This window comes from Catellatospora methionotrophica (assembly GCF_011297335.1).
GTDB classification, from domain to species: domain Bacteria; phylum Actinomycetota; class Actinomycetes; order Mycobacteriales; family Micromonosporaceae; genus Catellatospora; species Catellatospora methionotrophica.
Window position 1 is genome coordinate 89,216 of record NZ_JAAOTJ010000013.1, and the last position, 17,367, is coordinate 106,582.

A 17,367-nucleotide genomic window follows, 5' to 3' on the forward strand; every position below is an offset into this window, starting at 1 on the left:
CCGCCTTCCGGCGTGCTTGCCCAACGGTTGAGAACTTTAGCCGGTCCGGCGAGGTCTTGACAAACCGGGGTCCCCCGGCGCGTCACGTGGCGGGGCTCTTGGCCAGTCCAGTGCAGCGTGCGGCCTGTTCGAGCCTGCCCTGCACGGCGGTCAGCGCGGCTCCGGTGACGGGCTTGGGCTGGCCGTTGTTCGATACGACACCGGGGGTGAATTTCCGGGTTTTGACCTTCCCGTCCTTGATCGTCACGGTCAGCAGGCCGGTGTCGGTGCTCTTGGAGGTCGAGTACCAGAGGAAGTTGCCCAGGCCGTAGTGCACGTAGGCGCCGCCCAGGAAGCCGTCGGCGAGCAGTACGTGGGCGTGCGTGCCGATGATCAGGTCAGCGCCCGCGTCGGACAGGGCCTTGGCGATCGACTTCTGGTCGCCGTTGGGGCAGCCCTGGCCCTCGGTGCCCCAGTGCATGAAGGCGATCACCACGTCGGCCTGCGCGCGGGCCTGCTTGATCGCGGCGACGGACAGTTTCCGGTCGAACGCCATGGCGATGCCGGGGCGGGTGGCGGTGGGCTTCCACTGCTCCTTGAGCTCGTGGACCTGGGACAGCCCGACGATCCCCAGCCGGACGCCCTTCACGGTGACCAGGTGCGGGGCGTACGCCTCGGTGGTGTTGTGTCCCGCGCCGACGATCGACATTCCGGCGGTCTTGGCCGAGTCGAGGGTGTCGAGCAGGCCGACCTGGCCGTAGTCGAGGGTGTGGTTGTTGGCGATGGAGACAAGGTCGATTCCGGCGGCCTGGATCGCCGCGTACGCGGTCGTCGGCGCGCGGAAGTGGAACTCCTTGGGCTGCGGGGTGCCCCGGTCGGTGACCGCGGTCTCCAGGTTGACCATGGCGAAGTCGGCGGCGCGCAGCTGCTCGGCGTAGGGGCCGACGGCGGTGTCCGGGTCCTTGAGCAGGGGCAGGGTGCGGCCGGTGAAGTGCACGTCCCCGGCGAAGGCCAGGGTGATCTCCTCGGCGGGCGGGGTGCTGCTGGGGGCGGCGCTGTCGGCGGGGGCGGGCACCGGCGCGCTGGCCGCGGGGGGCTGCCAGACGGCGGGCGGGTCGGCGGAGCAGGCAGCCAGGGCCGCGGCGAGGGCGAGGGCCAGCGTGAGACGCGCGGCGCGAGGGGCGCGGGGGGAGGTCACGGGCACGAGGGTACGGGCAGGTGAGGGCGTTTCGCATCACCGTCTTGACCGGGTTCTCGGCGACCGGGGGGATACCCGGTGGCGCGGCCCGGGAACGATCCGTTAAAGTTCTGTCCTGTCAGGCAGCGGGCCGCGAGGCAGGCTGACGGACGTGCGGATGTAGCGCAGCTGGTAGCGCATCACCTTGCCAAGGTGAGGGTCGCGAGTTCGAATCTCGTCATCCGCTCTCTTCCACCGCAATCGCCGGAACCCCACGGGGTCACCGGCGATTCGCCTTTCTCCACCCCCACCCCACTCCACCCCGCCGCCCGGCCCCGCCCCTTTCCTGCCGCAACTCTTAAAGAGTCGCGGCTACCAGGCGGCCGTGTAGCCGCGACTCTTTAAGAGTTGCGGCAAGGGGGAGAGAGGGGCTCAGGGCGTGGGGGTTTGGCCGAGAAGGTAGGTCGGGGGGATCTCGTCGGTGAGCCAGACGCCGTTGGCGCTGCGGTAGAAGGTGTGGCCGGCGGCGGCCATGGCTTCGGCGTCGACGATGAGGATCACCGGTGCGCCGTGGCGGCTGCCGACGGTGTGGGCGGTGCCGGGGTCGCCGGACAGGTGAACGTGGTGGCGGCTGCCACGGTGTACGCCGTCGGCCATGATCGAGTCGACGTTGCGGCGGGCGGTGCCGTGGTAGAGCCGCGCGGGCGGCGTGACCGGGGTGAGTCCGAGGTCCACCTGCACGGAGTGGCCCTGGCTGGCCCGGATGCGGTCGCCGTCGATGGCGAAGCGCTGCTTGTCGTTGTCGGCCACGACGGTGTCCAGCGTGGCACGGCTGATGCCCTTGCCGTGGGCGCGCAGTGCGGCCAGCAGGGTGTCGATCGGCACCCAGCCGTCGGGGCCCAGGGTGATGCCGATGGTGTCGGGGCGGTGGCGCAGCACGTACGCCAGCTGCTTGCTTATCTTCTTCACGTCCATGACACCGACCACCGTAGCGGCGCGCGGCACCGCCGTCGATCGAATAGGCCGCACCGGGACCCCTCCGCGAGGCCGCGCCGCCGCGTGTACGAGGCGGAGGTGCTGATGACCGACGCCGCGTCGTTCGACGAGTACGTGCGCTCCCGGCTGCCCATGCTGGGCCGGGTGGCGTACCTGCTCACCGGCGATCCGTTCCTGGCCGACGATCTGGTGCAGCTGACGCTGCTGCGCCTGGCATCGCATTGGGAGCGCGTGTCCGAGGCCCGTGAGCCGGACGCATACGTGCGCCGCATCCTCTACACCCAACATGTGTCCTGGTGGCGGCGGGTGCGCCGGGAGGCGCTGCCGGTCGCGGTGCTGCCCGAGCGGGCGGCCGTGGACTTCTCCGGCGAGACGGTGACCGCGCTCGCGGTGCGCCAGGCGCTGGCCCGGCTGGCCCCGAGACAGCGGGCGGTGCTGGTGCTGCGCTACTTCGAGGATCTGAGTGAGGTGGAGACGGCCGCGGCGCTTGGCATCGCGGTCGGCACGGTGAAGAGCCAGACCAGGGACGCGCTGGCGCGGCTGCGGGTGATCGCCCCGGAGTTGTCGGGGTCGCTGGCGGAGGTGAACGGGTGAGCGAGGCGTTGCGGGAGGCGCTGCGGCGGGCCGCTGAGTCCGCGCCCGCGCCGCGGCTTGGCGAGCAGTTGTGGCGGCGGGGGCGCCGTCGGCGGCGGGTGCGCCGGGCGGCGACGGCGCTGGCCGGGGTGCTGCTGGTCGTGAGCTTGGCGGCGCTGCCGGGGCTGGTAGTGGGCGGGACGGGCCCGCAACCGGCCGACGGCCCCGCGCCGGGGGTGCTGGGTCGGCCGTACCCGTGGCAGCTGACCTACGAGCAGGATCCGAACGGGCCGGTGGTAGCCGCGTTCGTCGACGCGCACACGGTCTATCTGGAGGGGGCCGGGGTCCTGGTCGGCCGCGACGGCTCGTACCGCCTGTTCCCGATGGATCCCGACGCGGACCTGGGCCTGCTTTCGCCGGACGGCAGGCACCTGGCGCGCCGGTCCGAGATCGTGGACCTGGTCACCGGGCATAGCGTGCAGACGGTGGACAAGGCAAGGCCGCTGGCGTGGTCACCCGACGGCCGGCGGCTGTTGCTGGTGCTCGACCGTGACGACGGCGTCATCGAGCAGCGCCCGGGCGATCGGGACGCGGTCGCGTACTTCGAGCTGGCCACCGGCGCGGTCAAGCCTGTGCTGTTCACCGTTGCGGACACCCCGGCGGCGGCGTTCTCGCCGGACGGGGAGCGGGTCGCGGTGACCACGGGCCGGGCCGGGCAGCCGCAGACGCTGACCGTGGTCGACCTCACCAGCGGGACGCCCAACATCCTGTTCGAGCTGACAGACCGGCAGCGACTGGCCGGGGAGGCGGCGTGGACGCCGGACGGCCGCTCGGTGGTGCTGATGGTCGCGGACGGTTGCGTCTGGACGGCCTGCGACGTGTACCCGGACGGCCTGTGGGGCTGGCGGATGCAGTATGTCGATCCGGTGACCGGTAAGGCCGTCGACGAGGCGGCAACCGCACGGCAGGGTCGGCCGACCGGGCTGGTGGGCTGGCGGGACGGCGAGCCGGTCTTCGTCGACCAGCGCGGCACGGAGGACACCGCGAAGCTGGTCGCCGCGAGGCCGGACGGGTCGGCGCGGGTGCTGTTGACCCTGGCCTCCGGCGCTGGCGGGCTGAACGTGCCCCGGGGCGTCGTGGAGCACGGGACGCTCGGCAGCCGGTCGGCGAATCCGGTGGACGCGCAGCCGTGGGCGTTCGGGGTGCTGCTGGCGTGCGTGGCGCCACCGGCGCTGCTGTTCATGGTGCTGCGCCGCCGCAGGCGGGCCGTACAGGTGCTACGGGACTCAGGGGTAGGGCAGGGTGCGGGGCCCGACGATCTGCGCGCCGAGGGCGGTGACACGGTCGCGTAGCCCGCGGTCGGCGGTGGCGACGACGACGGGCCGTGCCGCGACCTCCTCGCGTACCAGGTCGACGATCGCGTCGTCGCCGCTGTGGGGCGCGGCGAGCACGCGCACCTCGGGTGTGGCCGCCACGCCACGGGCCGCGCCCTCGACGACGAGCACGACGTCGATCGGGCCGGGCAGCTGCGGCAGGCCGGGTTCGGCCACTCGGGCGACGGCGTCGCGCAGCCGGGTCGCGGCGCCGTGGCGGTCGCGCCACCAGCCGTCGGGTACGGAGCCGACGACGTTGGCGGCGTCGACGACGAGCAGCGGGCGGGGCGCGGGTGTGGTCACAGTGCCAGTTTCATGCCCACGTGGGTCGCTGCGAAGCCCAGACCCTCGTAGAAGCGGTGCGCGTCGGTGCGGGACCGGTCGGTGGTGAGCTGGACCAGGCCGCAGCCCTCGGCGCGGGCGCGGTCGATCGCCCACTGGATCAGCTGCCGTCCGGTGCCGTGGCCGCGCTGGTCGGCGCGTACCCGCACGGCCTCGATCAGGGCCCGGCTCATCCCGCGGCGGCTGAGCCCGGCGATGACGGTGAGCTGCAGCGTGCCGACGACCTGACCGTCGCGTTCGGCGACGGCCAGCAGTTGGTGCGGGTCCGCGTCGAGCAGGGCGAAGGCTCGGGCGTACGCCGGGTCGGCCGGGTCGCCCTCACGGGTCGCGCCGAGCGGGTCGTCGGCGAGCATCGCGACGATGACGGGCACGTCAGCGAGGGTGGCACGGCGAATCTCAAGATCATTCACAGCGCGACGGTAGCAGAATGCCGACGATGTACGGACCTACCGTGGCGGCCGCCCTCTACGCTGGCGCGCATGGAACGTATCTCTCGTGTTTGGGCCGCTGTCGTCACCGGCTTCCTCGCCACCGTGCTCATCCCGGCCACCGCGTGGGCGGAGGAGTCGGGCGTCGCCGACATCGTGCGCAAGAAGAAGAGCAGCTTCGGCTTCGGCGGCATCTTCAGCGTGCTGTGCTGCCTGGTCGTGGTCGCGATCATCGTCGGCGTCGTCTTCCTGGTCATGCGCAGCCGCAAGAAGTGACGCGAAGACGCCGGTGGGCGCGCGCGGGGCGCGTCCACCGGCGTCTGTCGTCGCAGGTCAGGCGGGGACGGTGCTGCGGACCATCGTCAGCACGTGCTCGACCAGCGTGATCAGCACGTTCTTCACCGACATGCGGTCGCGCGCATCGGTGAGCAGCACCGGCACGTGGCCGTCCACGTCCAGCGCCTCGCGCACCTGCTCGGCGGTGTAGCGCTGGTCGTTGTCGAAGCAGTTCACCGCGATGACGAACGGCGTGTTGCGCTGCTCGAAGTAGTCGATCGCGGCGAAAGAGTCGGCCAGCCGCCGGGTGTCGGCGAGCACGACCGCGCCCAGCGCGCCGGTGGCCAGCTCGTCCCACAGGAACCAGAACCGGTTCTGCCCCGGGGTGCCGAACAGGTACAGCACCAGGCTCGGGTTGATGGTGATCCGGCCGAAGTCCATCGCCACCGTCGTGGTGGTCTTGGTGGCGACCCCCGTGGTGTCGTCGGTGCCGACGCCCGCCGTGGTCAGCACCTCCTCGGTCCGCAGTGGAGCGATCTCGCTGACCGCGCCGACCAGGGTCGTCTTGCCGGCGCCGAAGCCCCCGGCGACCAGGATCTTGAGAGCCTGGGGGACCGGTGCGGTGTCAGAGCGCACGGAGTCCATGGATCACCGCCTGCAGGGTTTCGACGTTGGGGAGATGGTCTGTGGAGGGAGGATCGTAGCGGGCGATCAGCCCGTCGGAAAGCAGATCACACAACAGCACGCGGACGACACCCAGGGGTAGATCGACGCGGGACGCGACCTCGGCGACCGCGCGCGGCTCCTGGGTCAGCGCCAGGATCGCCTGGTGCTCCGGGCTGGGGGTGTCCGCGGCGAGCGTCGCCGTGGCCACCAGGTAGGTGATCAGGTCGAAGTCGACGGTGGTGGGCCGGACCCGCCCGCCGGTGACCATGTACGGGCGCACCACGGGGCCGGCCTCGTGGTCCCACCAGGCCGGGCCTTCCTCGACACCGTCGAGCGGGTCAGTGGACATCGGTGCCCGTCCGCGACGGCGTGGACAGGTGCGTGCCCACGCGGGTTGCCAGCATGGCCATCTCGTACGCGAGGATGCCCAGGTCGCTGTCGGGGTCGGCGAGCACCGCGAGGCAGGAGCCCTGTCCGGCCGTGCTCACCAGGAGGAACGCCTCTTCCATCTCGACGATGGTCTGGCGCACCTGGCCGCCCTTGAAGCGCTGGCCGGTGGCGGTGGCGAGACTGGAGAACCCGGACGCGATCGCGGCCAGGTGCTCGGCGTCGTCGCGGGACAGGCCGCTGGAGACTCCGGTGAGCAGGCCGTCGACGGAGAGCACGACGGCGCAGCGGGCCTGTGGCACACGCGCGAGCAGGTCGTCGAGCAGCCAGTCGGTCGCGGGTCGGGTCGTCGTCGGTACCACGTCAGGCACGTCCTTCCAGGGTGGAGCTGTCTTCCATACCGGCGCTGTCTTGCGGGGTGGGTGCTGCGGTGGGCTCGTCCGCGCTCGCGAGGCTCTCGGTGGAGGCCTTCGCGCGCCCGCGCACGGTACCCGACTGGAACGCGGACATCATCGTCCGGACCTGGTCGGCGCTGCGCTGGCGGGGGACCACGGCGGGCTCGGCGGAACCGAGCGCGGCGGTGGTCTCCTCGGACGCGGCCGGGGCGGTCTCCACGGCCGCCTTGCGGACCCGCTTGGGCAGCACGGTGGTGGTCTCGTCGCCACCGCGACCGCCCAGGTCGACGGTCTGCTCCTCGACCGGGACGGCCGGGGCCGCCTCGACGGCGCGGGGTGCGCGCGGGGCGAAGATGCCCACCGGCTCGCCCTTGTCGGTCGGGTCGGTCAGCGCCAGCTCGGTCGGGATGAGCACGACGGCGGTGATGCCGCCGTATGACGACGGGCGCAGCCGCACGGTGATGCCCTGCCGGGCAGCCAGCCGGGCGACGACCAGCAGACCCAGGCGGGAGCTGCTGGCGGGGTCGAATGCGGGCGGCTCGGCCAGCTTGGTGTTGGCCTCGGCCAGCTCGGCGTCGCTCATGCCCAGGCCGCGGTCCTCCACGTGCAGAGCCAGGCCGTTGCTCACCTGCTCGGCGAACACCCGCACACGGGTGTGCGGCGGGGCGAACGAGGTCGAGTTCTCCAGCAGTTCGGCCAGCAGGTGGATGATGTCGCCGACGGCCCGGCCGACGACCTTCACGTCGGGCAGCCGGTCGATGGTGACCCGCTGGTAGTCCTCGATCTCGGACGTCGCGCCGCGCACGACGTCGATGACCGGGACCGGGTGCCGCCAGCCGCGGCCCGGGGCGGCACCGGCGAGGATGACCAGCGCCTCGGCGTGACGGCGCATGCGGGTGGCCATGTGGTCGAGCCGGAACAGGTCTTCGAGCTCCTGCGGCTCGGTGGTGCGCCGCTCCATCCGGTCGAGCAGGGTGAGCTGGCGGTGCAGCAGCGCCTGCGAGCGGCGGGCGATGTTGAGGAAGACCTCGCTGATGCCGCGGCGCAGCACCGCCTCGTCGACGGCGGCGCGCACCGCGGTGCGCTGCACCGCGCCGAACGCGTGGCCGACCTGGCCGACCTCGTCGGTGCCGACGGCCACCAGTGGCACGTCGGTCAGCGACGGGTCGTTGACCAGCGCGCCGGGCTGGCGCAGGGCGGCGATGGCGCGGGGCAGCCGCTCGTGGGCTACCTCCAGGGCCGACACCCGCAGGCGCTCCAGGCGGCGGACCACCGAGCGGCCGGTGCGCAGGGCCAGGACCAGCGAGATCGCCGCGCACAGCAGGCCGAGCAGGGCGGCGACGATGGTCTGCGCGAAGGCCGCGATGCCCAGCTCGTTGGCCAGGTTGGAGGTGGCCGCGGCGGCCGCGCCCTCGGTGGAGTCCATCTGCTGGTAGATGGCGTCGTTCGTGCTGCGCCAGGTGGCGGGGTCGACGAGGACCTTGCCGGGGCGGGAGGTGCTGAGCGTCTCCTCCATCGCGAACAGGGTGCCGTAGGTGTCGCTGTCGAAGATCTGCCGGAAGTGCTCGCGGTGCGGCTCGGGCAGCGCGGCCAGCGCCTCGTCGTGCACCTGGCGGCGGGCGCCGATGGCGCGCAGCACATGGTTCTGCTCGATCAGGGTGAGCTTGCCGTCGGCGACGGTGCCGGTGATGACGGCGTCTTCGCGGGCCAGCAGCTCGCGGGCCCGGCTGATGGCGAAGATGCTGTGCGCCAGCGCGGCCAGCTCGGGGTCGGCCAGCTTGGTCATCGGGGTGAACGCCTGGTAGAGCGTGTCGATGATCTCGGAGTAGCGGCGGACGGCGGCCGCGGCGTCGAGGTCGCCGGCGTCCACCTCGGTGCGCAGTTCGGGCAGCTTGGCAAGCTTGGCCAGGAACGCGTCGACTGCGGCGAGCTGGTCCGGCGGCAGGTCGTCGCGCAGTTTGCTGTCGGCAAGTCGGGTGTGGAACTGCTGCTCGCGCTCGTCGGTGGCGCGCCGCTGGGCGGCGAGCACGGGGGAGCCGGGCTTCTCGGCGACCGAGATCCGCCGCTCCTTCTGCATCTCGACCATCATGCGCTCGCCGTATGCGCCGAAGACCTGTTCGTAGTCGCGGGCGGCGAGCAGGTTGAGCGCGTCGCCCGCGCTGACCGCCACTCCGAAGACGGAAAGGCCGGTGATGGCAACCAATGGCACCACCGCCAGGGTCATGATCTTGGCGCGAATGCTCCAGCCACGGTTTCTCACACTGACCACGTCCAAGGTACGGCTCACCGCGACGTCAACATCGTGGTCCGGGGGCCAGCCGGAGCACGAAACGGAACCATGACACGCCACAGGTCGCTATTTGACAATGCCTCCGGGCAGTGAACCTAGTCGGCGATGGCATTCCTGTCCACTGCGGTGGATGTCCATTGTGGACGAAGTCACTTAAGGCGATGGAGTGCTTGCGCTGGGTGTACGGGCTTGGCACGTACCCGGCCGCCCGGCACACTGTCGCACGGCAGCGGCGTCAGATCTGGAGGATCATCGATGGGCGATATCGTCACCGTGGTATCGGCGGCGCTGTCCGTGCTCGGCGCGATCGTCGCCGGTGTGATGACGACCTGGTCGGCCCGCCGCAACGCCATGTTCGAGTACCGCCTGGCCGCCGAGCGCCACGAGGCCACCAAGGCCGAGCAGGCCCAGGAGGTGATCAGCCGGTACCGCGAGCCGCTGCTGCTGGCCGCGTTCAACCTGCAGTCCCGGCTGCACAACGCCGTCGGCGGCACCTACCTGGCCGAATACCTCAATCACGAGGACGAGGACGAGCGGCGCTACGCCCGCGACTACACCGTCTACGTGCTGGCCGACTACCTGTGCTGGGTCGAGATCATCCGCCGTGACCTGCGCTTCCTGGACCTGGGCGACGAGGACAGCAACCGCACCTTCAACCGCCACCTGACCTCGGTCGGCGCGGCGTTCTCGTCGCTGAAGCTGCCCGGCACCCACTTCCGGCTGTTCAAGGGCCAGCAGCGGGCCATCGGCGAGCTGCTCATCGAGTCCGCCAACGGCCGCGCCGACAGCATGACCTACCCGGTCTTCTGCGCCCGGCTCGACCAGAGCCTGGAGTTCCGCCGCTGGTTCCGCCGGTTGCTCGACGACGTCGCCGAGATCGTGACGCACGACCGGACCGGCAACGAGCGGCTGCTGCGCGCCCAGCACGCGCTGATCGACCTCATCGACTTCCTCGACCCGGCCCGCACCCGCCTGCCCGACGACCGCGCCAAGCTGGACGAGACCGTGCCGCCGGGCCAGCCACAGGACGCACAGGCCGCCCCCGCCACCCTCTGAGCGTGCCCGCGCGGGCAGGCCGCGACAGTCGTTGTCGGACGGGGTGGCTACGGTGGCGCGCATGTCCGAACCGACCGAGCCGCCCTGGACCGCCGAACAGGTCCAGGGACTGGCCCCCGACGCGTCGTCGTTCACCGCGGCCCGCAAACTCGCCGGGGCGTCCGGCTGGAGCGCCACCGGCCACGGCGGCACCCCGGCCGGCCTGTGGGGGCTGTGCAAGGGCAGCGGCAGCAACCCGTACCAGATCTGCATCGATCTGACCGAGCCCGCCTACCGCTGTTCCTGCCCGAGCCGCAAGTTTCCCTGCAAGCACGCGCTCGCGCTGCTGCTGCGCTGGTCGTCAGGCCAGGTCGCGGACACCGAGCCGCCGCAGTGGATGACCGAGTGGACCGACTCGCGCGGCTCACGCGCGGCGAAGAAGGCCGAGCAGGCCGCCGCGCCGCGCACCGAGGCCCAGGAGCGGGCCGCACAGCGCCGCGCCGGCAAACGCGCCGAGTCCGTCGCCGCGGGCATCGCCGAGCTGCGCACCTGGCTGTCCGATCAGGTCCGGCACGGCATCGCCGGGCTCGACCAGGCCGGTTACCGGCCGTTCGAGCAGGTCGCGGCGCGGCTCGTGGACGCGCAGGCCCCCGGCCTGGCCGCCGCGGTGCGACGGCTCGCCCCGTTGCCCAGTTCCGGCCCCGGCTGGGAGCAGCGGCTGCTGGCCGAGCTGTCGCTGCTGCACCTGCTGGCCGGTGCCGCCGCCAACCCCGACGCGCTGCCCGAGGAACTGGCCGCGACGGTGAGCAGCCGCGTCGGCCAGGCCGTGACCACCGAACAGGTGCTGGCGGGCGAGCCGGTGCGGGACCGGTGGCAAGTCGTCGGCACCCGCGACGACACCGAGGACAAGCTGACCAGCCGCCGGGTATGGCTGCGCGGCCGCGACACCGGACGCGCGGCGCTGGTGCTGTCGTTCGCGATGCCCGGCCAGGCGCTGCCCGTCGACCTCGTGCTCGGCACCGAACTCGACGCCGAACTGACCTACTACCCCGGCGCGGCCCCGCTGCGGGCCGTGGTCGCGGCCCGGCACGGCGCCCCCCGGTCCTGCCCGGTGCCCGGACCGGCGCAGACCGTCGCGCAGGCCCTCGACGAGGTCGGCGCGGCGCTGGCCGCCGACCCGTGGCTGTTCCAGTGGCCGGTGCTGGTACGCGGGGTGCTCGCCCCCGGCAGCCCCTGGCACCTGGTCGACCCCGACGGCGACGCGCTGCCGCTGGACCCCGCGCTCGCCGAGCCGTGGCGGCTGGCCGCCGTCGCGGGTGGACAGGAGATCACCCTCGCCGCCGAGTGGGGACCGGCCGGGCTGCGCCCGCTGGCCGTGTACGACGGCACGGAGGTGTCCCGCGCATGAGGCCTTATTACTACGGCGCGCAGCCAGGGGTGTCGGCATGAGCACGAGCATCTGGTCCGATCTGATGTCCAGCGCCCTCGTCGGCACCGACCGGCGCAGACTGGTGCTGCCCGGCACGGACGGTCCGCTGGCCACCGTGCTGGCGGCGCTGGGCGGCGAACTCGGCCCCGACGGGCTGCTGTCGGCGGCGGCCGCGGTGACCGTGGCCCGCCGCGCGGGGCAGACCCCCGCCCGGACCTCGCGTCCCGAACCCGCGACCGCCGAGACCGCGCCGTACGCCTCGCCCGCCGCGCAGCAGCGGCTCGCGGCACTGCTGTCCGGCGGCAGCGTCGAACTGGACCGGACCACGACCCGGGAACTGGCCGGGGAGTGGCTGCGCGTGGCCGCCGACCGTGGCCTGCTGGCCGGACCGGCGATCCTGGTCGCGCTGCTCGACCTGGGCAGCGCCGACACCGCCGCCCGCGCGGCGGTGCGCTCGGTCGGCGGGGCCCGGCTGGGCTGGCTGGCCCTGCAGGGACCGGGCCGCTGGGCCTGGGCCGTGCAGCAGGACGCCCCGGCACAGGCCGCCGACTGGGACACCGGACGGCTCGCCGACCGCGTCCGCTACCTCACCGAACTGCGCGCCCGCGACGCCGCCGCCGGGCGGGACCTGCTGGCGCAGGCATGGCCGCAGGAGAAGGCGTCCGACCTGGCCGCGCTGCTCGCCGCCTGCGGCACCGGGCTCGGGCCCGACGACGAGCCGTGGCTGGAGCACACCCTCGACGACCGGCGCGCGCAGGTCCGCGAGGCCGCGGCGCGGCTGCTCGGCGCGCTGCCGGGCTCGGCATACCGGCAGCGGATGGCCGACCGGGCGCTGGCCTGCGTACACGTCGCGGACCGGCGGCTGGTCGCGACGCCACCGGCCGAGTACGACGACACGATGCGCCGCGACGGGATCAGCGCCAAACCGTCGACCGGCGTCGGCGAGCGCACCCACTGGCTGCGCCAGATCATCGAGTACGCGCCGCTGGACTGCTGGACCGCGTTCGACCCGACCCCGGCCGGGCTGCTCAGCCGCAAGTTCGACGACACCTGGGGCGCGGTGCTGCGCGCCGGGCTGACCCGCGCCGCGATCACCCAGCGCCACGCGGCCTGGGCCGCGGTGCTGATCCTCGACGGGATCGGCCGCCACGACATGAACGAGCTGCGCGAACTCGCCGCTGTTATGCCCGAGCAGGACCTTGCCGAGCTGATCGCCGCCCAGCTGCGCCGCAAGGTCGACGCGGTGGTCCGGTTCCTCGACGTGCTGCCGCAGCCGTGGCCCGCGCCGGTCGCCGACGCCGTGCTCGAATGCCTGGCCGACACCGAGCGCCGCCGTTCGGGCTGGTGGCAGCTGCTGCGCCACGCCGAGTGGGGCTTCGACCCGGCGTACGCGGGCAAGGCCCGTGCCCTGCACGACTCCCTGCCGACCGCGGACCAGCAACTGCTGGTCCGCTTCACCACGATGCTGCAGATCCGCCTCGACATCCACCAGGAGCTTTCATGACCTCCACCATCGACGCCACGCCCACGGTGCTGCGCCCGCACGCCGAGCAGCTCTACGCCGCGGAGCTGGAGGCGCTGGCCGCCGCCGACGACCTGCCCCGCCCGCCCGGCTGGCGGATGTCGCCCCAGGCCGTCGTGACGTACCTGCTCGGCGACGGCAAGGACGTCAGCGCCAAGTACATCGGGCCGCGGCGGCTGATGGAGGTGGCCGTGGCGACGCTGGCCACCGACCGGGCGCTGCTGCTGCTCGGGGTGCCCGGCACCGCCAAGACGTGGGTGTCGGAGCACCTGGCGGCGGCGATCAGCGGCGACTCGACGCTGCTGGTCCAGGGCACCGCGGGCACGCCCGAGGAGGCCATGCGGTACGGCTGGAACTACGCCCGGCTGCTGGCCGAGGGCCCGACCGCGGGTGCGGTGGTGGCCAGCCCGGTGATGCGCGCGATGCGCACCGGGGCGATCGCCCGGATCGAGGAGCTGACCCGGGTGCCCTCCGACGTGCAGGACACGCTGCTGACGATCCTGTCGGAGAAGACGCTGCCGGTGCCGGAGCTCGGCGAGGAGGTGCAGGCGGTCAAGGGCTTCAACGTCATCGCCACCGCCAACGACCGCGACCGGGGCGTCAACGAGCTGTCCAGCGCGCTGCGGCGGCGGTTCAACACCGTCGTGCTGCCGGTGCCGGGCACCGTCGAGGAGGAGGTCGAGATCGTCGCGCAGCGGGTCGCGTCGCTGGGCCGGTCCCTGGAGCTGCCGGAGGTGCCGGACGCGATCACCGAGATCCGGCGGGTGGTGACCGTGTTCCGGGAGCTGCGCGAAGGGCTTACCGCCGACGGGCGTACCAAGCTCAAGAGCCCCAGCGGCACCCTGTCCACCGCCGAGGCGATCTCGGTGATGACCAGCGGCATGGCCCTGGCCTCGCACTTCGGCGACGGCACCGTCCGGGCCGCCGACGTCGCCGCGGGCATCCGCGGTGCGGTGGTCCGCGACACCGTCTCCGACGCGGTCGTGTGGCGGGAGTACCTGGAGACCGTGGCGCGCGAGCGCGACGGCTGGAAGGACTTCTACCGCGCCGCCCGGGAGGCGGAGTGAGCACCGACCGGGTGCACGTCTTCGGCGTACGCCACCACGGGCCGGGTTCGGCCCGGGCGCTGGTGCGGGCGCTGGACGAGCTGAAACCCGACGTCATCCTGGTGGAGGGCCCGCCCGAGGCGGACGGTCTGGTGGCGCTGGCGGCCGACGAGCGGCTGGAGCCGCCGGTGGCGCTGCTGGCCTATCCGACCAGCGCGGCCAAGGGCGAGCACGCGCGTACCGCATCGTTCTGGCCCTTCGCGGTCTTCTCCCCGGAATGGCAGGCGATGCGCTGGGCCGTCACCCACGACGTGCCGCTGCGCTTCTGCGACCTGCCCGCAGGCCACCGCTTCGCGGCCCGCGCCGCCGAGCCCGCCGCCACCGAACCGGCCGGGCCGGTCGACGACAGCGGCACGGCGGCCGTCACGGACACCGAGGAGGAACTGCGCGTCGACCCGATCGCCGGGCTCGCCCACGCCGCCGGGTACGACGACCCGGAGCGCTGGTGGGAGGACGTGATCGAGCACCGGCGCGACGTGCCGCCGTTCGCGGCCGTGGCCGAGGCGATGGCGGCGGTCCGCGAGGTCGCCCCGGCGATCACCGAGGACCTGGTCCGGGAGGCGCACATGCGCCAGGTGCTGCGCGCTGCCCTGAAGGAGGGCCACCAGCGCGTCGCGGTGGTCTGCGGCGCGTGGCATGTGCCCGCGCTGACCGGTGACCTGCCACCCGCCAGGGACGACGCGGCCCTGCTCAAGGGCCTGCCGAGCACCCCGACGACGGTGACCTGGGTGCCGTGGACGCACGGGCGCCTGGCGTCGTGGAGCGGCTACGGCGCGGGCGTCACCGCGCCCGGCTGGTACCACCACCTGTTCACCGCCGAGGACCAGCCGGTGGAGCGCTGGCTCGTCGGCGTCGCCGGGGTGCTGCGCGCCGAGGACCTGGCGGTCTCCAGCGCGCACGTCATCGAGTCGGCGCGGCTCGCCGACACCCTGGCGGTGCTGCGGGGGCGGCCGCTGCCGGGCCTGGCCGAGGTCACCGAGGCGACCCGGGCGGTGCTCTGCGACGGCGACGACACCCGCCTGGAGCTGGTCCAGCGCAAGGTCGTGGTGGGGGAGCGGCTGGGCGCCGTACCCCCGGACGCCCCCGCGGTGCCGCTGGCCCGCGACCTGGACGCCACCTCCCGCCGCCTGAAGCTCGCCCAGCAGGCCCTGATCAGCGAACACGACCTCGACCTGCGCAAACCGACTGACCTGGAACGTTCCCGGCTGCTGCACCGGCTGCGGCTGCTCGGCGTCGGCTGGGGCACCGCCAAGCCGCCCAAGACGGGCAAGGGCACCTTCTGGGAGTCCTGGCAGCTGCAATGGCACCCCGAGTACGCCGTCGACCTCATCGCGGCCAGCGGCTACGGCACGACCGTCGAACAGGCCGCGACCGCCAAGGCGATCGAGGCCGCCGCCGAAGCCGACCTCGCGGCGCTGACCGGCCTGCTGGAGTCGTGCCTGCTCGCGCAGCTGCCCGACGCCCAGCCCGCCGTGCTGCGCCACCTGTCCGACCGGGCCGCCCTGGACACCGACGTCGCCCAGCTCATGGCAGCCGTCCCGGCGCTGGCCCGCTCGCTGCGCTACGGCGATGTCCGCGCCACCAGCACCGACGCGCTCGCCGAGGTGCTGACCGGCCTGGTCACCCGGATCCGGCTGGGCCTGCCCGGCGCGCTGACCGGCCTCGACGACGACGCCGCCCGCGCGATGCGCGTCCACCTCGACGCCACGCACGAGGCGCTGGGCCTGCTCGCCGACCGGCTGCCGCTGCGTACGGAGTGGCTGGACACCCTGTCCCGCCTCGTCGACCGCTCGGACCTGCCCGGCCTGCTCGCCGGGCGGCTGCTGCGGCTGCTGCGCGACGCGGGCACCCTCGACGCCGACGCCGCCGAACTGCGGCTGGCCCGCACGCTGACCGTCGGCGTGCCACCGGTGACCGCGGCCGGCTACGTCGAAGGCTTCCTGTCCGGCGGCGGCCTGCTGCTGGTGCACGACGAGGCACTGCTGACACTGACCGACCGCTGGCTGGCCGGGCTCGCCCCGGACGTGTTCACGGCGGTGCTGCCGCTGCTGCGGCGCACCTTCGCCGCGTTCGCCGCCCCCGAGCGGCGCGCGGTCGGCGAGCAGGTCCGCCGCCTGGGCACGGGCGCGTCGCGCCCGGCCTCCGAAGTGGACGAACTCGGCGACCTGGACCCGGCACGGGTCGCGCGGGTGCTGCCGACGCTGGAACTGCTGCTGGCAGCGGGAAGGGGAGCACGGTGAGCGACGACGAGCGTTTGCGCCGCTGGCGGCTGGTCCTGGGCGGAGAGGGCGCCGAAGGCACCGGCGTCGCACTGGCCGGGACGGACAAGGGCATGGACGAGGCCCTGGCCGCCCTCTACCGCGACGGCGACGGCGAGGGCGGCTCCGGCCGCAGCGCCGGGCTGGGCGGCAGCGCGCCGAAGGTGGCCCGCTGGCTCGGCGACATCCGGCAGTACTTCCCTTCCACCGTGGTCCAGGTCATGCAGGCCGACGCGATCGAACGGCTCAACCTGACCCGGTTGCTGGTCGAACCGGAGATGCTGGAGGCCGTCGAACCCGACGTGCACCTGGTCGGCACGCTGCTGTCACTGAACAAGGTGATGCCCGACAAGGCCCGCACCACCGCCCGCATGGTCGTCGCGAAGGTCGTCGCGGAGCTGGAACGCCGCGTCGCGCAGCGCACCCGGGCCGCGATCACCGGTGCCGTCAACCGCGCCGCCCGGATCACCCGCCCGCGTCACCGCGACATCGACTGGAACCGCACCATCCGCGCCAACCTCAAGCACTACCAGGCCGAACACCGCACCGTCGTGCCGGAGCGGCTGATCGGCTACGGCCGCCAGACCCGGTCCGTGCACCGTGATGTGGTGCTGTGCGTGGACCAGTCCGGCTCGATGGCCGCGTCGGTGGTCTACTCCGGAGTGTTCGCCGCCGTGCTGGCGTCGATGAAATGCCTGCGTACGTCGCTTGTCGTGTTCGACACCGCGGTCGTGGACCTCACCGACGAGCTGCACGACCCGGTCGAGGTGCTGTTCGGTACACAGCTGGGCGGCGGCACCGACATCAACCGGGCCATCGCCTACTGCCAGGGCCTGATCACCCGTCCCCGGGACAGCATCTTCATCCTCATCAGCGACCTCTACGAGGGCGGGGTGCGCGCGGAGATGCTGCGCCGCGTCGCCACCATGAAAGCCGCCGGGGTGCAGGTCATCGTCCTGCTCGCACTGTCCGATGAAGGTGCCCCGGCGTACGACCACAGCAACGCCTCGGCCCTGGCCGCGATGGGGGTCCCCTCGTTCGCGTGCACACCGGACGCGTTCCCGGAACTGATGGCGGCCGCGATCGAACGCCGGGAACTCCAGCCGATCATCGAGAAGATGGGGCGCTGAGCCAC

17 protein-coding genes and 1 tRNA gene are annotated in these 17,367 nt (G+C 73.1%); 10 read left to right on the top strand and 8 right to left on the bottom strand.

The features are described from left to right. Nucleotides 1-82: 82 nt before the first annotated feature. Nucleotides 83-1,177 carry a CapA family protein gene (locus HAV40_RS25550; RefSeq protein ID WP_166385504.1) on the bottom strand — a complete coding sequence of 365 codons (1,095 nt, stop codon included), beginning with the start codon at nt 1,175-1,177 and terminating at the stop codon, nt 83-85. A gap of 153 nt (nt 1,178-1,330) precedes the next feature. On the opposite strand from HAV40_RS25550, the gene HAV40_RS25555 reads away from it, so the two are divergent. Then, nucleotides 1,331-1,403: transfer RNA gene (locus HAV40_RS25555), tRNA-Gly, on the top strand. A gap of 185 nt (nt 1,404-1,588) precedes the next feature. Here HAV40_RS25555 and HAV40_RS25560 read toward each other — a convergent pair. Next, nucleotides 1,589-2,131 (bottom strand): RNA 2'-phosphotransferase, encoded by a 543-nt coding sequence (locus HAV40_RS25560; RefSeq protein WP_166385506.1) that lies wholly within the window; start codon nt 2,129-2,131, stop codon nt 1,589-1,591. A 105-nt stretch (nt 2,132-2,236) separates the two neighbouring features. On the opposite strand from HAV40_RS25560, the gene HAV40_RS25565 reads away from it, so the two are divergent. Both HAV40_RS25565 and HAV40_RS25570 read left to right on the top strand, forming a co-directional pair. Next, nucleotides 2,237-2,746, top strand: a complete 510-nt coding sequence (locus HAV40_RS25565) for a SigE family RNA polymerase sigma factor (RefSeq protein WP_166385508.1) — start codon at nt 2,237-2,239, stop codon at nt 2,744-2,746. After that, entirely contained in the window at nt 2,743-4,077 is a 1,335-nt protein-coding gene (locus tag HAV40_RS25570; protein ID WP_166385510.1) for a PD40 domain-containing protein, read from the top strand. The genes HAV40_RS25565 and HAV40_RS25570 overlap by 4 nt, the downstream gene beginning before the upstream one ends. Here HAV40_RS25570 and HAV40_RS25575 read toward each other — a convergent pair. Then, nucleotides 4,012-4,401, bottom strand: coding sequence for a PIN domain-containing protein (locus HAV40_RS25575; protein ID WP_166385512.1), 390 nt, complete (start codon nt 4,399-4,401; stop codon nt 4,012-4,014). The genes HAV40_RS25570 and HAV40_RS25575 overlap by 66 nt on opposite strands. After that, nucleotides 4,398-4,850, bottom strand: coding sequence for a GNAT family N-acetyltransferase (locus tag HAV40_RS25580; RefSeq protein ID WP_166385514.1), 453 nt, complete (start codon nt 4,848-4,850; stop codon nt 4,398-4,400). Before HAV40_RS25580 ends, HAV40_RS25575 begins: the two co-directional genes overlap by 4 nt. A gap of 69 nt (nt 4,851-4,919) precedes the next feature. Between HAV40_RS25580 and HAV40_RS25585 the strand changes: the two genes are divergently transcribed. Further along, nucleotides 4,920-5,144, top strand: coding sequence for a hypothetical protein (locus HAV40_RS25585; RefSeq protein ID WP_166385516.1), 225 nt, complete (start codon nt 4,920-4,922; stop codon nt 5,142-5,144). Between the two features lie 57 nt (nt 5,145-5,201). Here HAV40_RS25585 and HAV40_RS25590 read toward each other — a convergent pair whose 3' ends face one another. The 4 genes from HAV40_RS25590 to HAV40_RS25605 are packed head-to-tail and all read right to left on the bottom strand — an operon-like array spanning nt 5,202 to nt 8,801. After that, nucleotides 5,202-5,789, bottom strand: a complete 588-nt coding sequence (locus HAV40_RS25590) for a GTP-binding protein (RefSeq protein WP_166385518.1) — start codon at nt 5,787-5,789, stop codon at nt 5,202-5,204. After that, nucleotides 5,770-6,159 carry a DUF742 domain-containing protein gene (locus HAV40_RS25595; RefSeq protein WP_166385520.1) on the bottom strand — a complete coding sequence of 130 codons (390 nt, stop codon included), beginning with the start codon at nt 6,157-6,159 and terminating at the stop codon, nt 5,770-5,772. Before HAV40_RS25595 ends, HAV40_RS25590 begins: the two co-directional genes overlap by 20 nt. Further along, nucleotides 6,149-6,559, bottom strand: a complete 411-nt coding sequence (locus HAV40_RS25600) for a roadblock/LC7 domain-containing protein (RefSeq protein ID WP_166385713.1) — start codon at nt 6,557-6,559, stop codon at nt 6,149-6,151. The genes HAV40_RS25595 and HAV40_RS25600 overlap by 11 nt, the downstream gene beginning before the upstream one ends. A 1-nt stretch (nt 6,560) precedes the next feature. Continuing rightward, nucleotides 6,561-8,801, bottom strand: coding sequence for a sensor histidine kinase (locus HAV40_RS25605; RefSeq protein WP_166385522.1), 2,241 nt, complete (start codon nt 8,799-8,801; stop codon nt 6,561-6,563). A gap of 336 nt (nt 8,802-9,137) precedes the next feature. Here HAV40_RS25605 and HAV40_RS25610 point away from each other — a divergent pair, with 336 nt between their 5' ends. The 6 genes from HAV40_RS25610 to HAV40_RS25635 all read left to right on the top strand — a co-directional run bounded on the left by HAV40_RS25610 (nt 9,138) and on the right by HAV40_RS25635 (nt 17,362). Then, nucleotides 9,138-9,938, top strand: a complete 801-nt coding sequence (locus HAV40_RS25610) for a hypothetical protein (RefSeq protein ID WP_166385524.1) — start codon at nt 9,138-9,140, stop codon at nt 9,936-9,938. Between the two features lie 61 nt (nt 9,939-9,999). Beyond that, nucleotides 10,000-11,325: an SWIM zinc finger family protein gene (locus HAV40_RS25615; RefSeq protein WP_166385526.1), complete on the top strand. Its 1,326-nt coding sequence runs from the start codon at nt 10,000-10,002 to the stop codon at nt 11,323-11,325. Between the two features lie 37 nt (nt 11,326-11,362). After that, nucleotides 11,363-12,850 (top strand): DUF5691 domain-containing protein, encoded by a 1,488-nt coding sequence (locus HAV40_RS25620; RefSeq protein ID WP_166385528.1) that lies wholly within the window; start codon nt 11,363-11,365, stop codon nt 12,848-12,850. Further along, the gene (locus HAV40_RS25625) at nt 12,847-13,935 is read left to right on the top strand and encodes an ATP-binding protein (protein ID WP_166385530.1); all 1,089 of its coding nucleotides are present in this window, start codon (nt 12,847-12,849) and stop codon (nt 13,933-13,935) included. Before HAV40_RS25620 ends, HAV40_RS25625 begins: the two co-directional genes overlap by 4 nt. Further along, nucleotides 13,932-16,214, top strand: a complete 2,283-nt coding sequence (locus HAV40_RS25630) for a DUF5682 family protein (protein ID WP_203671587.1) — start codon at nt 13,932-13,934, stop codon at nt 16,212-16,214. Before HAV40_RS25625 ends, HAV40_RS25630 begins: the two co-directional genes overlap by 4 nt. Beyond that, nucleotides 16,211-17,362, top strand: coding sequence for a VWA domain-containing protein (locus HAV40_RS25635; protein ID WP_166385532.1), 1,152 nt, complete (start codon nt 16,211-16,213; stop codon nt 17,360-17,362). Before HAV40_RS25630 ends, HAV40_RS25635 begins: the two co-directional genes overlap by 4 nt. The last annotated feature ends 5 nt before the right edge of the window (nt 17,363-17,367 follow it).

Excerpts from the sequence above, each read along its gene's own strand:
- HAV40_RS25560 (WP_166385506.1), bottom strand. The coding sequence starts at position 2,131 with ATGGACGTGAAGAAGATAAGCAAGCAGCTGGCGTACGTGCTGCGCCAC.
- HAV40_RS25610 (WP_166385524.1), top strand. The coding sequence starts at position 9,138 with ATGGGCGATATCGTCACCGTGGTATCGGCGGCGCTGTCCGTGCTCGGC.
- HAV40_RS25565 (WP_166385508.1), top strand. The coding sequence starts at position 2,237 with ATGACCGACGCCGCGTCGTTCGACGAGTACGTGCGCTCCCGGCTGCCC.
- HAV40_RS25615 (WP_166385526.1), top strand. The coding sequence starts at position 10,000 with ATGTCCGAACCGACCGAGCCGCCCTGGACCGCCGAACAGGTCCAGGGA.
- HAV40_RS25585 (WP_166385516.1), top strand. The coding sequence starts at position 4,920 with ATGGAACGTATCTCTCGTGTTTGGGCCGCTGTCGTCACCGGCTTCCTC.
- HAV40_RS25590 (WP_166385518.1), bottom strand. The coding sequence starts at position 5,789 with ATGGACTCCGTGCGCTCTGACACCGCACCGGTCCCCCAGGCTCTCAAG.
- HAV40_RS25625 (WP_166385530.1), top strand. The coding sequence starts at position 12,847 with ATGACCTCCACCATCGACGCCACGCCCACGGTGCTGCGCCCGCACGCC.
- HAV40_RS25620 (WP_166385528.1), top strand. The coding sequence starts at position 11,363 with ATGAGCACGAGCATCTGGTCCGATCTGATGTCCAGCGCCCTCGTCGGC.
- HAV40_RS25595 (WP_166385520.1), bottom strand. The coding sequence starts at position 6,159 with ATGTCCACTGACCCGCTCGACGGTGTCGAGGAAGGCCCGGCCTGGTGG.